This is a genomic window from Pseudomonas sp. KH_050, from assembly GCF_057838875.1.
Window position 1 is genome coordinate 63,650 of the sequence record NZ_CM174478.1, and the last position, 14,324, is coordinate 77,973.

General features: G+C 58.2%; 13 protein-coding genes. 7 read left to right on the plus strand and 6 right to left on the minus strand.

The genetic code is table 11. The annotated features are described in order from the left end of the window. Positions 1-233 precede the first annotated feature (233 nt). Complete coding sequence (gene polA, locus AC3IUA_RS00320) at positions 234-3,005, minus strand: DNA polymerase I (RefSeq protein ID WP_489358550.1); 2,772 nt, start codon at positions 3,003-3,005, stop codon at positions 234-236. Between the two features lie 72 nt (positions 3,006-3,077). On the opposite strand from polA, the gene AC3IUA_RS00325 reads away from it, so the two are divergent. Both AC3IUA_RS00325 and AC3IUA_RS00330 read left to right on the plus strand, forming a co-directional pair. Then, the gene (locus AC3IUA_RS00325; RefSeq protein WP_489358551.1) at positions 3,078-3,365 is read left to right on the plus strand and encodes a DUF2782 domain-containing protein; all 288 of its coding nucleotides are present in this window, start codon (positions 3,078-3,080) and stop codon (positions 3,363-3,365) included. A 62-nt stretch (positions 3,366-3,427) separates the two neighbouring features. Beyond that, entirely contained in the window at positions 3,428-4,378 is a 951-nt protein-coding gene (locus tag AC3IUA_RS00330; RefSeq protein WP_489358552.1) for a homoserine kinase, read from the plus strand. Positions 4,379-4,450: 72 nt separating this feature from the next. Here AC3IUA_RS00330 and AC3IUA_RS00335 read toward each other — a convergent pair whose 3' ends face one another. Both AC3IUA_RS00335 and AC3IUA_RS00340 read right to left on the minus strand, forming a co-directional pair. Continuing rightward, positions 4,451-5,101 carry an HAD family hydrolase gene (locus AC3IUA_RS00335; protein ID WP_489358553.1) on the minus strand — a complete coding sequence of 217 codons (651 nt, stop codon included), beginning with the start codon at positions 5,099-5,101 and terminating at the stop codon, positions 4,451-4,453. Positions 5,102-5,128: 27 nt separating this feature from the next. Next, positions 5,129-5,674 (minus strand): gamma carbonic anhydrase family protein, encoded by a 546-nt coding sequence (locus tag AC3IUA_RS00340; RefSeq protein ID WP_489358555.1) that lies wholly within the window; start codon positions 5,672-5,674, stop codon positions 5,129-5,131. Positions 5,675-5,741: 67 nt separating this feature from the next. On the opposite strand from AC3IUA_RS00340, the gene prlC reads away from it, so the two are divergent. Both prlC and AC3IUA_RS00350 read left to right on the plus strand, forming a co-directional pair. After that, on the plus strand, positions 5,742-7,829 hold the full coding sequence (prlC, locus tag AC3IUA_RS00345) for an oligopeptidase A (RefSeq protein ID WP_489358556.1): 2,088 nt from the start codon (positions 5,742-5,744) through the stop codon (positions 7,827-7,829). Beyond that, the gene (locus AC3IUA_RS00350) at positions 7,826-8,116 is read left to right on the plus strand and encodes a YheV family putative zinc ribbon protein (protein WP_489358558.1); all 291 of its coding nucleotides are present in this window, start codon (positions 7,826-7,828) and stop codon (positions 8,114-8,116) included. The genes prlC and AC3IUA_RS00350 overlap by 4 nt, the downstream gene beginning before the upstream one ends. Positions 8,117-8,152: 36 nt before the next feature. Here AC3IUA_RS00350 and AC3IUA_RS00355 read toward each other — a convergent pair whose 3' ends face one another. Further along, complete coding sequence (locus AC3IUA_RS00355) at positions 8,153-8,797, minus strand: phosphatase domain-containing protein (protein ID WP_489358559.1); 645 nt, start codon at positions 8,795-8,797, stop codon at positions 8,153-8,155. Positions 8,798-9,082: 285 nt separating this feature from the next. Beyond that, positions 9,083-9,388 carry a hypothetical protein gene (locus AC3IUA_RS00360; protein WP_489358560.1) on the minus strand — a complete coding sequence of 102 codons (306 nt, stop codon included), beginning with the start codon at positions 9,386-9,388 and terminating at the stop codon, positions 9,083-9,085. A 241-nt stretch (positions 9,389-9,629) separates the two neighbouring features. Between AC3IUA_RS00360 and AC3IUA_RS00365 the strand changes: the two genes are divergently transcribed. From AC3IUA_RS00365 to AC3IUA_RS00375, 3 genes are all read left to right on the plus strand, one after another. Further along, entirely contained in the window at positions 9,630-10,688 is a 1,059-nt protein-coding gene (locus tag AC3IUA_RS00365) for a PA0069 family radical SAM protein (protein WP_489358561.1), read from the plus strand. A gap of 244 nt (positions 10,689-10,932) precedes the next feature. Further along, positions 10,933-11,664, plus strand: coding sequence for a carbonic anhydrase (locus tag AC3IUA_RS00370; protein WP_489358562.1), 732 nt, complete (start codon positions 10,933-10,935; stop codon positions 11,662-11,664). 92 nt (positions 11,665-11,756) lie between these two features. Beyond that, positions 11,757-13,298: a SulP family inorganic anion transporter gene (locus AC3IUA_RS00375; RefSeq protein ID WP_489358563.1), complete on the plus strand. Its 1,542-nt coding sequence runs from the start codon at positions 11,757-11,759 to the stop codon at positions 13,296-13,298. Positions 13,299-13,446: 148 nt separating this feature from the next. Here the strand turns inward: AC3IUA_RS00375 and AC3IUA_RS00380 are convergent, their stop codons facing one another. Then, positions 13,447-14,094, minus strand: coding sequence for a hypothetical protein (locus AC3IUA_RS00380; RefSeq protein WP_489358564.1), 648 nt, complete (start codon positions 14,092-14,094; stop codon positions 13,447-13,449). Positions 14,095-14,324: the final 230 nt, after the last annotated feature.

Below are 14,324 nucleotides of genomic sequence, written 5' to 3' on the forward strand. Positions count from 1 at the left end.
TCCAAGTTCCGGACCGCTAGGGCGGGGTCCAGATATCTGCCAACACTTAACACAACATAGGAGCATCGAAGGGCTTCACCACCCATTCAGTAAATCTGAGTGGCGGTTCACGGGTTTAGTTCCGCGGGATTAAGAAAACTATTGGCTATAAGCCTTGGAATTTCCTGAACCAACAGCTCTTTGTTAGCGCTTGCTGCGGCACTATGCCGCAGCAAGCGCCCCTTCAAGACGCCTTAATGAGCCTCGTCCCAGTTGTTTCCAACACCTACCTCGACCAAAAGCGGTACATCGAGCTTTGCTGCGGCACTCATATGGTCACGGATTTCCTCGCGCACCTGGTCGACCAGATCCTCGCGAACCTCAAGCACCAGTTCATCGTGCACTTGCAGGATGACTTTGGCGTCCAGACCGGATGATGTCAGCCAACTGTCCACTGTAATCATGGCTTTTTTGATGATGTCTGCTGCCGTGCCCTGCATCGGTGCGTTGATCGCGGTGCGTTCGGCGCCTTTGCGCAGGGCCGGGTTTTTCGCATTGATCTCGGGCAGGTACAGGCGCCGGCCAAAGATGGTTTCGACGAAACCTTGTTCGGCGGCCTGGGCGCGAGTGCGCTCCATGTACTCGAGCACGCCTGGGTAACGGGCAAAATAGCGGTCGATATAGGCTTGGGACTGCTTGCGGTCAACGCCGATCTGCTTGGCCAGGCCGAACGCGCTCATGCCATAGATCAGGCCGAAGTTGATCGCCTTTGCACTACGCCGCTGATCAGTAGTGACCTCGGTAAGCTCTACGCCGAACACCTCTGCGGCCGTTGCCCTGTGCACGTCCAGGTTGTGGCGGAAGGCATGTAACAATCCTTCGTCCTTGGCCAGGTGGGCCATGATGCGCAGTTCGATCTGCGAATAGTCGGCCGCCAGCAGCTTGTAGCCTTTGGGGGCAACGAACGCCTGGCGAATCCGCCGACCTTCGGCGGTACGGATTGGAATGTTCTGAAGGTTCGGATCACTGGAAGACAACCGCCCGGTCGCCGCCACTGCCTGATGGTAGGAGGTGTGAATGCGCCCGGTGCGTGGGTTGATCTGTTCCGGCAAGCGGTCGGTGTAGGTGCTTTTCAGTTTGCTCAGGGAGCGGTACTGCATCAGCACTTTGGGCAGCGGGAAATCCTGCTCGGCCAGTTCGGCGAGTACCGCTTCGGCGGTGGACGCCTGACCCTTGGCGGTCTTGCTGAGAATCGGCATGCCGAGCTTCTCATACAGAATCACCCCCAATTGCTTGGGCGAGCCGAGATTGAACTCTTCGCCGGCAATGGCAAAGGCTTCGCGCTCGAGGGCGACCAGCTTTTCGCCCAGTTCGACGCTCTGGATACCTAATAGATTGGCATCGACCAACGCGCCCTGGCGTTCGATCCTGGCCAACACCGGCACCAGCGGCATTTCGATTTCGTTCAGCACTTTGCCCAGGCTCGGAATCGCCGAGAGCTTTTCCTGCAAGGCCTGGTGCAAGCGCAAGGTCACGTCGGCATCTTCAGCGGCATAAGGACCGGCCTGTTCCAGAGAGATCTGGTCGAAGGTCAGTTGCTTGGCGCCTTTGCCGGCGATGTCCTGGAAACTGGTGGTGGTGTAATTCAGGTACTTGAGCGCCAGGCTGTCCATGTCGTGACGGGTTGCCGTCGAGTCCAGGACATAGGATTCGAGCATGGTGTCAAAGGCGATGCCTTGCACCGAAATGCCGCAAGCCTGATCGCCGCCGATGGCGCAGTTGGCCAGGATGTTCATGTCGAACTTGGCGTGCTGGCCGACCTTGAGTTTGTCCGGGTCTTCAAGAATGGGTTTCAGCGCCCGCAGAACGGTATCGCGGTCGAGTTGCTCCGGTACTCCCATGTAGGCGTGGGTGAGCGGGATGTAAGCCGCTTCGTTGGCTTGTACCGCGAAAGACAGGCCCACCAGTTGCGCCTGCTGCGCATCGATGCCGGTGGTTTCGGTGTCGAAGGCGATCAGCCTGGCATTGTTGAGCTTCTTCAGCCACAGGTCGAAGTCCGCCTGGGTGAGGATGGTGCTGTACTTGAGTTCGGTATCGACGGCGGCTTCTTCGGCGACCGGAGCGGCGACTTCCTGGCCGGAGCGCTTGGCATCGCGCTGGTTCTCTTCGAACCAGCTCTTGAATTCCAGCAGGGTGTAGAGTTCGGCAAGCTTGTCGTGATCCGGCGAGCCCATTTGCAAGTCATCGAGACCGATATCCAGTGGCACGTCGATCTTGATGGTCGCCAATTGATAGGAGAGGAAGGCCATCTCCTTGTGTTCTTCGAGCTTGGCCGGCAGGGTCTTGGCGCCGCGAATCGGCAGGGTTGGAATGATATCGAGCTGGGCATACAGCTCGATCAAGCCACCGTTCACACCTACCAGCAAGCCGGAAGCAGTCTTGGGTCCGATACCCGGTACGCCCGGAATGTTGTCGGACGAGTCGCCCATGAGGGCCAGATAATCGATGATCTGCTCGGGAGCGACGCCGAATTTCTCTTTCACGCCAGCCACATCCAGCGCGCTACCGGTCATGGTGTTGACCAAGGTAATGTGCCCATCGACCAGTTGCGCCATGTCCTTGTCGCCCGTGGAGATCACCACCGGGCGGTCGGCGGCCGCGCTGCTGCGGGCCAGCGTGCCGATTACATCGTCGGCCTCGACACCCTCGACGCACAGCAACGGGAAACCCAGGGCAATCACGCTCGCGTGCAGCGGTTCGATCTGCACCCGCATATCGTCGGGCATGCTTGGACGGTTGGCCTTGTATTCGGCGAACATCTCATCGCGAAATGTCCCGCCCTTGGCGTCGAAAACCACCGCGAACGGGCTGTCCGGGTACTGCTTGCGCAGACTCTTGAGCATGTTCAATACACCCTTGACCGCACCAGTCGGCAGGCCTTTGGAGGTGGTCAGCGGTGGTAGCGCATGAAAGGCGCGGTACAGGTAAGAAGAACCGTCCACCAGGACGAGGGGGGCTTGGCTCATGCAGGATCAACCTTTTCGGCGGGTCCGGCGCTAGAATAGCGGGACCGTTGACGACAAAGGGACAAGGTTATCATGCGCACACTAAATCGCTTGCTGCTGGCCAGCATGTTTGCAATCACTCCATTGGCAGTGATGGCGGCGGATGATGCGCCATCAGCAGACCCGGACGTCACCATCCGCACCGAAGGCGACAAGACCATTCAGGAGTACCGCCAAAACGGTTTCCTGTATGCCATCAAGATCACCCCGAAGGTCGGTAAACCGTACTTCCTGGTGCGCGCCGATGGCTCCGATGGCAACTTCATCCGCTCGGACCAGCCGGATATGCTGATTCCGTCGTGGAAAATCTTCGAGTGGTAAGTCGTTCCTAACTTTAATCGGCGCTGGCTGAATCGCGGTGCCCGTAATGGCAGTTTTTAACCATGTCTGTGTTCACCCCCCTGGCTCGGCCCGAGCTGGAAACCTTTCTCGCCCCTTATGGGCTCGGCCGCCTGATTGACTTCCAGGGGATTGCCGCTGGTAGCGAAAACACCAACTTCTTCATCAGCCTTGAGCAGGGTGAGTTCGTCCTGACTCTGGTTGAGCGGGGTCCGGTCCAGGAGATGCCGTTCTTCATCGAGTTGCTCGACGTACTGCATGGCGCCAATCTGCCGGTGCCTTATGCGCTGCGCACGACAGACGGAGAAGCCTTGCGCGAACTCGCCGGCAAACCGGCGCTGCTGCAACCGCGGCTCCCCGGCAAGCACATCAAAGAAGCAAACGCCCAACACTGTGTGCAGGTGGGTGAGTTGCTCGGTCATCTGCACCTGGCGACCCTGGGTAAAGTCCTCGAGCGCAAGACCGATCGTGGTCTGGACTGGATGCAGGACGAAGGTGCGCAGTTGATGCCGACGCTGAGTCCGGAACAACGCGGTCTATTGCAGGATGCTCTGGATGAGTTCGAGCGGTGCAAGGAAAAAATCCTCGCGCTGCCACGGGCCAATATCCACGCCGATCTGTTCCGTGATAACGCAATGTTCGAAGGCACGCACCTGACCGGCCTGATCGACTTCTACAACGCCTGTTCCGGACCGATGCTCTACGACGTGGCAATCGCCTTGAATGACTGGTGTTCGGACGAAGCCGGGCTGATCGACGGACCGCGTGCGCGGGCCTTGCTGGGGGCTTATGCAACATTGCGGCCCTTTACCGCGGCCGAAGCCGAGCTGTGGCCGACGATGTTGCGGGTGGCCTGTGTGCGGTTCTGGTTGTCACGACTGATCGCCGCCGAATCCTTTGCCGGGCAAGACGTGCTGATTCATGACCCGATGGAGTTTCAGCAGCGACTGGTGCAACGCCAGACCATCTGCACGCCATTGCCATTCGCGCTGTAACCGCCATTGTGGACAAGCCTCGCGCCAGCGACTGACCTGGTTGGTGCGAAGCTTGCCGATGAATGGATTGGATCAGCGCTGCAAAAACGCCTGATGCAACTCGTTCAGCGATTCGAAGTGGTAAGCCGGTTGCTCGGCGCTCAGCTCTTCCCGGCTGCCGAAGCCATAGCCCACCGCTGCCGCATCCAGCCCGTTGAGTCTGGCGCCGATCAGGTCGTGTTTGCGGTCGCCGATCATCAAGGTATTCCTCGGATCGAGGCCTTCTTCGGCCAGCAGATGGCGGATCAGCTCGACTTTATCGGTGCGGGTACCGTCCAGTTCGCTGCCGTAGATCACTTTGAAGTGCTTGGCGAAATCGAAGTGGCGGGCAATTTCCCGCGCAAACACCCAGGGTTTCGAGGTGGCGATGTATAGCTGCCGCCCTTGCCCACCGAGGGTTTCCAGCAGCGGTGTGACGCCGTCGAACACGCGGTTTTCATACAGCCCGGTCACCTTGAAACGCTCGCGATAGAAATTCACCGCTTCCCAGGCCCTGGTTTCGTCGAAGTCATAGAACTGCATGAAGGCTTGCAGCAATGGCGGGCCGATAAAGTGTTCAAGCCTGGTCAGGTCCGGCTCATCAATCCCCAGTTTGCTCAGCGCGAACTGGATTGAGCGGGTAATACCTTCGCGAGGGTCGGTCAGGGTGCCATCGAGGTCGAACAAAACACTTTGGTAATGCATGGTGATTCCTGAGTAATGGCGCAGCATTCAAGCCTGGTCGTAGCCTTCGGCCAGATGCAGATCCTTGAGCTTCACGTAATTGGCCGCACTATAGGTGAAAAAGGCCTGCTCCTTGTCAGTCAACGCCCGAATCTGTTTGACCGGGCTGCCCACATAGAGAAAACCGCTTTCCAGACGTTTGCCCGGTGGCACCAGACTGCCGGCGCCGATGATGACATCGTCCTCCACCACCGCGCCGTCCATGACAATGCTGCCCATGCCAATCAGGATTCGGCTGCCCACAGTGCAGCCGTGGAGCATCACTTTGTGGGCGATGGTCACGTCATTACCGATCAGCAGCGGGAAGCCGTTGGGGTTGAAGGGACCGGCGTGGGTGATATGCAACACACAGCCATCCTGCACACTGGTGCGCTCGCCGATGCGGATGCGGTGCATGTCGCCGCGGATCACCGTCAGCGGCCAGATCGAGCTGTCAGTGCCGATTTCAACGTCGCCGATGACCACCGCAGAGCTGTCGACAAAGGCCCGCTCGCCCAGTCTTGGGGTGTGGTTCTGGTAGGTGCGAATGGCCAAGCTGGATTCCTTCTGTGACATTTATTAATGGAGCTGATAGCTGCAGTGAGTGTCGATTGTAATTAAGATGCCTCAATGTTTCTTCCAGCCAAGGTGCCAAACCGTGAGCGTGAACAACCCTCTTCTGCAGCCCTACGACTTGCCGCCATTCTCGGCGATCCGTGCCGAGCACGTGCAACCGGCCATCGAACAGATCCTCGCGGACAACCGCGCCGCCATCGCGGAAATCCTCCAGCGTCAGGGCACACAGCCTGACTGGAAGGGTCTGGTGCTGGCCATGGATGAACTGAACGATCGCCTGGGCGCTGCCTGGAGCCCGGTCAGCCACCTGAATGCCGTGTGCAACAGTCCTGAACTGCGTGAGGCTTATGAGGCGTGCCTGCCGGCCTTGAGCGCCTACTCCACCGAGCTGGGCCAGAACCGCGATCTGTTCCAGGCCTTCGAAGCCTTGGCCAATAGCCCGGAATCCGCCGATTTCGAGGTCGCGCAGAAAACCATTCTGGAACACGCCCTGCGTGACTTCCGCCTGTCGGGTATCGATCTGCCCGAGGCGCAACAAAAGCGTTACGCCGAAGTGCAGAGCAAGCTCTCCGAACTGGGTAGCCGCTTCTCCAATCAATTGCTCGATGCCACCCAGGCCTGGACCAAACACGTCACCGACGAAGCGGCCCTGGCCGGTCTGACTGACTCCGCCAAGGCGCAAATGGCGGCGGCGGCCGAGGCCAAAGGCCTGGCTGGCTGGCTGATCAGCCTGGAATTCCCGAGCTATTTTGCCGTGATGACCTACGCCCAGGACCGTGCGCTGCGCGAAGAAGTCTACGCCGCCTACTGCACCCGTGCGTCGGACCAGGGCCCGAACGCCGGTCAGAACGACAACGGCCCGGTGATGGAAGAGATTCTCGACCTGCGTCAGGAGCTGGCTCGACTGTTGGGTTTCGCCAGTTTCTCGGAGCTGAGCCTGGCGACCAAAATGGCTGAGTCCAGCGATCAGGTGCTGAACTTCCTGCGTGATCTGGCCAAACACAGCAAACCGTTCGCCGCGCTCGACCTGGAACAACTCAAGGCCTACGCCGCCGAGCAAGGCTGCCCGGACCTGCAAAGCTGGGACAGCGGTTTTTACGGCGAGAAACTCCGCGAACAGCGTTACAGCGTGGCCCAGGAAGCACTGCGCGCCTACTTCCCGATCGACAAGGTGTTGAGCGGCTTGTTCGCTATCGTTCAGCGTCTGTATGGCATCGAGATTGCCGAGCAGAAAGGCTTCGACACTTGGCATCCGGATGTTCGCCTGTTCGAAATCAAGGAAAACGGCGAGCACGTCGGGCGCTTCTTCTTCGACCTGTATGCTCGCGCCAACAAGCGCGGTGGCGCCTGGATGGACGGCGCTCGCGATCGTCGGCGCACCGCCCAAGGCGTGCTGCAAAGTCCGGTGGCCAACCTGGTGTGCAACTTCACCCCGGCCGACAGCGGCAAACCTGCCTTGCTGACCCACGATGAAGTCACCACCCTGTTCCATGAGTTCGGCCACGGCCTGCATCACCTGCTGACCCGCGTCGAGTATGCCGGCGTGTCCGGTATCAACGGCGTGGCCTGGGATGCAGTGGAGTTGCCGAGCCAGTTCATGGAAAACTGGTGCTGGGAGCCCGAAGGCCTGGCGCTGATTTCCGGTCACTACGAAACCGGTGAACCGCTGCCCCAGGACCTGCTGGAAAAAATGCTCGCGGCGAAGAACTTCCAGTCCGGCCTGATGATGGTTCGTCAATTGGAGTTTTCTCTGTTCGACTTCGAACTGCACGCCACCCACGGTGATGGGCGTAGCGTGGCGCAGGTGCTCGAAGGTATACGTGACGAGGTCTCGGTCATGCGCCCGCCGGCTTACAACCGTTTCCCCAACAGCTTTGCGCACATCTTCGCGGGTGGTTACGCGGCGGGTTACTACAGCTACAAATGGGCTGAAGTGCTGTCGGCGGACGCTTTTTCGAAGTTCGAGGAAGAAGGCGTGCTCAACGCTGACACCGGTCGTGCGTTCCGTGAAGCCATTCTGGCCCGCGGTGGTTCTCAGGAGCCGATGGTGCTGTTCGTCGATTTTCGCGGACGTGCGCCTTCGATTGACGCACTCTTGCGCCATAGCGGCCTGAGTGAGGAGGCAGCAGCATGAGTGACGGGCCTGTGAGCAAAACCAAAAAACGCTTCATCGCCGGGGCAGTCTGCCCGGCGTGCAGTGAGCCGGACAAATTGATGATGTGGAGCGAAGGCGACGTACCGCACCGTGAGTGCGTGGCCTGCGGTTATTCCGACACGCTCAACGAGCAAGGCCTGTCGGTGCCCAAGGAATTGGGTACACGGGTCAATGTCTCGGCGTTGAAAGCGCCGGATGCAAAAGTCCAGGCGGTGCAGTTTTTTCCGAATCCGAAGCTGAAGAAAAAACCTGACGATCAGCACTGAGTTTCGAGCGCGCGAGTTGTCTTTCAAAATCGCCGACTATTCAGCGTCGGCGGTTTTGAACACGCTTTTCACCGAACAGATAGCGAACGGGCTGGTACTACATGCTCCGCTGAGCAGCGCGGTGCGCAGTTTTTCGACGTCGGCCTGCATCATGTAGCAAATACCATCCTTGAAGTGGGTGCTATCCCCGTAGCCGCCTTGGGTCATTTCGTTCAGGGCCTCCTCTTTAGTCCACCCCTGCACCACCACGGGGTACATCGCGGCCATCAGGCCGGTGCGATCCGATCCATGTTTGCAGTGCATCAATACCGGGCCTTTGCTTTCGGCGGTCTGTATCGCGCGTATCGCAGCCAGTACGTCAGCGTCGTCGACATGGTTGGTTCGATAAGGCAGTTGCACCTGGCGGATACCCTGCGTCGATAACCAGCTTGAATCCGGTTCCGGCAAGAAGTTGATCACGGTCCTGACCTTGAGCGTTTTCAGCAAGGGGATGGCGCGTTCATCGGGTAAAGCGCTGCGGTAGAGCGTCGGGGACATCTGGTACAGGTTGTACTGCACTTCGACGGGTTGCGCCCATTCAGCGGGGCGGGTCGGCGAAGCCTCGTCGGCTTGAACCTGGGCCGTCGCAATGAGCGCCATGAAAGAAAGACACAGACCAAGGATGATGCGGATTTTCGACATGCGTGAGGCGCCGTGAATAAGGGCGCTAATAGAGCGGAGTATTAGCCCCCGACCGGTTAAAGACTCAAGAGGTGCAGGTCAAGGAATTGTGAAGTCTGGGGAAACTGATTTACGTAGCGATGATATCTATCTGAAACTGACTGATGTGCTTTGGCAAAATAACGAAACATAATTTATGATTGTCTGGTCGATGTAAATAAATCCCCCGTGCGAAGAAACTTCGCACAGGGTTGATGCGTTTTTTATTTGGACTGAATGTATTATTGAAAATGCATTCAGTACTTATCAAGGGTTGACGATGTTGGAGTAAGCCACGGCCAGCGCGAGAAGCCTGGCCTTATCTTCGTCGTCAATAATACGGTTGCCGTCAACGTCCGGCGGGTTGGCGCGGATGCTGAAGGAGCGGCCTCCATCGCTGGAGACGGCAGTCACGAAGGTAGAGTCGACAAGGGTCTCGGTTTGCCTCTCGTTCACTGCATCCCACGCCAACTCTTTTCGCGCCAGTTGCATTGAAACTTGTGCTTCATTTGGGCTGACAATGCTGGGGACCATCAGTTGCATGAAGATACCGCGCTGATTGAAAAACGACATTACTTGATACCTGTATGTTTATTTAGTGATGTTGCGTTTGAGTAAAACTAACCATAGTTGGTATTGGGGGGCGTGCCGCACCAATATGTATCGTTGTTTTTCTGTGAAAGCTTTCGAGGACTCGGATATATAATTCTTCGAACACTCCTATAATCTGGAACACTCTGACGTGCCGAACGGCACTGGTCGGAATGAAGGCGCTCGGATACTGTATGCACATACAGCTTACGAGGCCCGTTCGATGTCCACTCCCTTGCCCCCTCGCGGACGCGGCACCGCCACCAACCCGCACAACCGCTTCGCACCGAACCGCTCGGTCGCCGAGGATGACGGCTGGTATCAGGAGGTGCCTGAAACCCAGGGCACTGAAGTGCGCATCGAGACGGCGAAAACCATCATCACTCGCAACACTTCGCCGGACCTGCCCTTCGATCGTTCGATCAATCCCTATCGTGGCTGTGAACACGGTTGTATCTACTGCTACGCACGGCCCAGTCATGCCTATTGGGACCTGTCGCCGGGGCTGGATTTCGAGACCAGGCTGATCGCCAAGACCAACGCTGCCGATGTGCTGGAGCAGCAACTGTCGAAACGCGGTTACACATGCGCACCGATCAACCTCGGGTCCAATACCGATCCTTATCAGCCGATCGAGCGCGAGCACAGAATCACTCGCCGAACCCTGGAAGTGCTGCTGCGCTATCGCCACCCCGTGACTATCATCACCAAGGGTTCGCTGATTCTTCGTGACCTGGACCTGTTGACCGAACTGGCGCAGCAAAATCTGGTGGCCGTGATGATCAGCCTGACCACGCTCGATGATGAACTCAAGCGTACTCTGGAGCCGCGGGCCGCGGCGCCAAAGGCCAGATTGCGAGCTATCCGGGTGATGGCTGAAGCTGGCATCCCGGTGGGCGTACTGTGTTCGCCGATGATTCCGATGATCAACGACAGCGAACTGGAAAGCTTGCTCAATGAAGCCCACGCCGCGGGAGCACAAAGCGCGGCCTACATGATGTTGCGCCTGCCACTGGAAGTCGCGCCGCTGTTCGAGGAGTGGCTGGCCGCCCACTACCCGCAGCGTGCAGCCCATGTGCTGAGTCTGATTCGCCAAAGCCGTGGTGGTGAGCTGTACGACAGTCGCTTCGGTGCACGCATGCGGGGTGAAGGGCCGTTTGCCGATTTGCTGGCGCAGCGCTTCGCCAAAGCCATCAAACGGCTTGGGTTGAATCGACGGGAGGGCTTCAATCTGGATTGCGAAGCTTTTTGCCCGCCGGGCGGCCAGATGTCGCTGCTTTAGGGGGAATTAGCCTATCGTTGAATGGTACCAATGAAGGGCCGATTGATACTCTGGTCACTTTTTTAATGACGCGGAACCAGCGTGCTAGAGCGTTTGATTCAGTTTGAGTTAAGTTTCGGCGGTTACCTTGTTCATCGAGTGACCGGTTGGTCGCGGTCGGCGAGCTGAGTGTTTTTCAACCTGCCACTGGCCGCATGCCGGATAAAACCGGAAAATTCCTTTAATCCGTCAAAGAGGATGAACCATGAGTGACAAGGATAAACAGCCGTTGGCTGCGTCGGCTTCAACCCTCCCGGAGGTCGAAAGCGCCGATGCAGCGCTGCAGCATATCGTTGACGGCTTTTTGCATTTCCATCACGAGATCTTTCCGCAACAGGAAGAGCTCTTCAAAAAACTCGCCACGGCTCAACAGCCAAGGGCGATGTTTATCGCCTGTGCCGATTCGCGCATCGTCCCTGAATTGATCACCCAAAGCGCCCCTGGCGATCTGTTCGTGACCCGCAATGTGGGTAACGTGGTGCCGCCTTACGGGCAAATGAACGGAGGTGTCTCCACCGCCATCGAGTACGCCGTGCTGGCGCTGGGCGTGCAGCACATCATCATTTGCGGACATTCCGATTGCGGTGCGATGCGCGCAGTGCTCAATCCACAAAGCCTCGAAAAGATGCCCACGGTCAAAGCATGGCTACGTCATGCGGAAGTGGCCAAGACAATGGTGCAGGACAACTGTGATTGTGCTGACGAAGAAGAAAGCATGCATGTGCTGACCGAAGAAAACGTCATCGCCCAGTTGCAGCATTTGCGTACGCACCCGTCGGTGGCGTCGCGCATGGCTAGCGGTCAGCTGTTTATCCATGGCTGGGTCTACAGCATCGAAACCAGTGAAATCAAAGCCTACGATGCGGACCAGGGCTGCTTCCTGCCGCTGGACGGCAGCCATCCGATTCCCGTTGCGACGCCCAAAGCGCGCTTCTAGATCTTCCTAATTACCCCGGTGTGGTTTGACCGTGGCTGCTGATTCAGCGGTCGGGCTTTGCCACGCCCGAAGAAAGCCTCGGGAGAGTCTTCATGCGTGCTGCGCAATTAAAAGCTGTTCTGCCACGGGAGCTGTTGGCTTCGGTGGTGGTGTTTCTCGTCGCCCTGCCCTTGTGCATGGGTATCGCTATTGCTTCTGGCATGCCGCCGGCCAAAGGCCTGATTACCGGGATTATCGGTGGTCTGGTGGTCGGTTGGCTGGCGGGCTCGCCGCTCCAGGTCAGCGGCCCGGCTGCAGGGTTGGCGGTGTTGGTGTTTGAACTGGTGCGTCAGCATGGAGTGGCCATGCTCGGGCCGATTTTGCTGCTGGCCGGTTTTCTGCAATTGGTCGCCGGACGTCTGCGTCTGGGGTGCTGGTTCAGGGTCACGGCACCGGCGGTGGTCTACGGGATGCTCGCCGGGATCGGCGTGTTGATTGTGTTGTCGCAGATCCATGTGATGCTCGATAGCGCACCCAAACCGTCCGGGATGGATAATCTGACGGGCTTCCCCGCTGCTCTGGCTCAGGCATTACCGACGCTCGGCGGCGGGTTTGGCTGGCAGGCCGGCCTGCTCGGGCTGTCGACGATTTTGGTGATGGGGTTGTGGGACAAGTGGCGGCCGCAGTCACTGCGCTTTGTTCCCGGCGCCCTGCTCGGTGTCGGTCTGGCGACAGTCGCGAGCCTGGTCCTCGCGCTGCAAGTGAAACGCGTTGAAGTGCCGGCCAATCTGGCAGAAGCGATTGATTGGCTACGGCCATCCGACCTGCTCAGTCTGGCCGATCCCAATCTGCTGATTGCCGCGTTTGCAGTGGCCTTTATCGCCAGTGCCGAAACGCTGTTGTCGGCCGCGGCGGTGGATCGCATGCACAACGGACTGCGTTCGGATTTTGATCGGGAACTGTCGGCGCAGGGTGTTGGCAACATGCTCTGCGGTCTGCTGGGGGCGCTGCCAATGACTGGGGTGATCGTGCGCAGCTCGGCGAATGTGCAGGCTGGCGCGACCACACGGCTCTCGGCAATATTCCATGGCGTATGGTTACTGGCTTTTGTTTTGCTGCTGTCGAGTGTGCTGCAAAGCATTCCGGTGGCCAGTCTGGCCGGGGTGTTGGTCTATACCGGGGTAAAACTGGTCGATCTCAAGGCTTTTCGCAAGCTTGGCCGTTATGGCCGGATGCCGATGCTGACCTACGCAGCCACAGCCATGGCGATCGTCTTCACAGACCTGCTGACCGGTGTGCTGATCGGTTTCGGTCTGACCTTGGCGAAACTTGCGTGGAAAGCATCGCGGCTGAAAATCAGCCTGATCGATCTGCCCCCCGAGGGCGAAATGGAGTTGCGCCTGGTGGGTGCGGCGACTTTTCTCAAGGTGCCTGCATTGACTCAGGTGCTGGCGACCATTCCCGCGGGTGTCACAGTGCACGTGCCATTGAGCAACCTGAGTTACATCGACCATTCCTGCCTTGAGCTGCTGGAGGAATGGGGCCGGGCCAACGCGGCCAAAGGCTCGAGGCTGGTGATTGAGGCGCGTGGCTTGAAGCGCCGATTGGAGGGGCGATTGCGCACGACGACAGGCATGGGGTCGGCCGGGATCTGACATCATCCCGAGTTTTTGGGTGACGGCAAGATCGCCAGGATCGCAGCCTGCGGCAGCATACCCTCGGATTATCAGGGGTACGCTAAATCTGTAGGCGCTGCCGCAGGCTGCGATCTTTTCAAGGCCAGATGCCCGCAAAAGGCTTTGGTCAGGCCGGTTTATCGAGCTCCAACCCCACGCCCAGTTGGCGCGACAGGCATGGCCAGCGCTTCCATGCAGCTCCGGTATCCGGGCTGTTGAGTTTGTCGCGGTAAGTCTCGACGGACTCCAGCGCGAAGCTCTCTTCGTTGAGCATTTCGTCTACGGCGTGATGCACCGCCTCATCCAGTTGGTTGGCAAATTCTTCGCCGATCAGCTGGTGGGTGATCAGGTTGGCGACGGTCATATCCAGCGGGATCAATGGCTGACCGAAATGCTTGATGTAGAGATCGTTGACTTCTTCGACCAGACGATGGGCCAGGTAGGCTTCGTCCAGCAGACTATCGAGGCCGGTATGGCCTTCCAGGATCGCCGGCGGCTGGATGAAGAACTGCTCGGCAATTTTCAGGACAGGTTTGATCTGATCTTCGATGCCGGCTTCACGCGCCACTTCGTTGGCCGCGTCGAGCAGATCCGGGACTTGTTCTATATAAGCTGTAACAAAACGAGTCAAAACACCCTTGGCATCGCCATCGGGTAGCTGGATGGCCGGGTGAAGGTGCGGCAGCTGGGTTTCCAGCTGACGCGTCAAATTGCCGGTTTCGGCTTCATCTTGATGGGCACGTTGAATCTGCTCGCGCAATGCGGCGGTGTTCATGAAAACTCCAGGAAACGAGGCAATGAAATAGGAAGACATAAGTTAGCTTGCGTGCAAAAACTGCTTAGACGCATTTGTCATAATTATTTCATGGTTATATGCCTACGTTATATCCATTTGCCACCTTTCGTCAGATATCCCTTTGCCACCATGGTCTCTGGTGCAACACCAACCTGTCTCAGCTGATTTACCCCATCGCGTTGCGAGGTCTCAGTCGCTGTCTATACTCG

Coding starts and splice junctions, on each gene's coding strand:
- polA (WP_489358550.1), bottom strand. CDS start 3,005: ATGAGCCAAGCCCCCCTCGTCCTGGTGGACGGTTCTTCTTACCTGTAC.
- AC3IUA_RS00325 (WP_489358551.1), top strand. CDS start 3,078: ATGCGCACACTAAATCGCTTGCTGCTGGCCAGCATGTTTGCAATCACT.
- AC3IUA_RS00330 (WP_489358552.1), top strand. CDS start 3,428: ATGTCTGTGTTCACCCCCCTGGCTCGGCCCGAGCTGGAAACCTTTCTC.
- AC3IUA_RS00335 (WP_489358553.1), bottom strand. CDS start 5,101: ATGCATTACCAAAGTGTTTTGTTCGACCTCGATGGCACCCTGACCGAC.
- prlC (WP_489358556.1), top strand. CDS start 5,742: ATGCCTCAATGTTTCTTCCAGCCAAGGTGCCAAACCGTGAGCGTGAAC.
- AC3IUA_RS00350 (WP_489358558.1), top strand. CDS start 7,826: ATGAGTGACGGGCCTGTGAGCAAAACCAAAAAACGCTTCATCGCCGGG.
- AC3IUA_RS00355 (WP_489358559.1), bottom strand. CDS start 8,797: ATGTCGAAAATCCGCATCATCCTTGGTCTGTGTCTTTCTTTCATGGCG.
- AC3IUA_RS00360 (WP_489358560.1), bottom strand. CDS start 9,388: ATGTCGTTTTTCAATCAGCGCGGTATCTTCATGCAACTGATGGTCCCC.
- AC3IUA_RS00365 (WP_489358561.1), top strand. CDS start 9,630: ATGTCCACTCCCTTGCCCCCTCGCGGACGCGGCACCGCCACCAACCCG.
- AC3IUA_RS00370 (WP_489358562.1), top strand. CDS start 10,933: ATGAGTGACAAGGATAAACAGCCGTTGGCTGCGTCGGCTTCAACCCTC.
- AC3IUA_RS00375 (WP_489358563.1), top strand. CDS start 11,757: ATGCGTGCTGCGCAATTAAAAGCTGTTCTGCCACGGGAGCTGTTGGCT.
- AC3IUA_RS00380 (WP_489358564.1), bottom strand. CDS start 14,094: ATGAACACCGCCGCATTGCGCGAGCAGATTCAACGTGCCCATCAAGAT.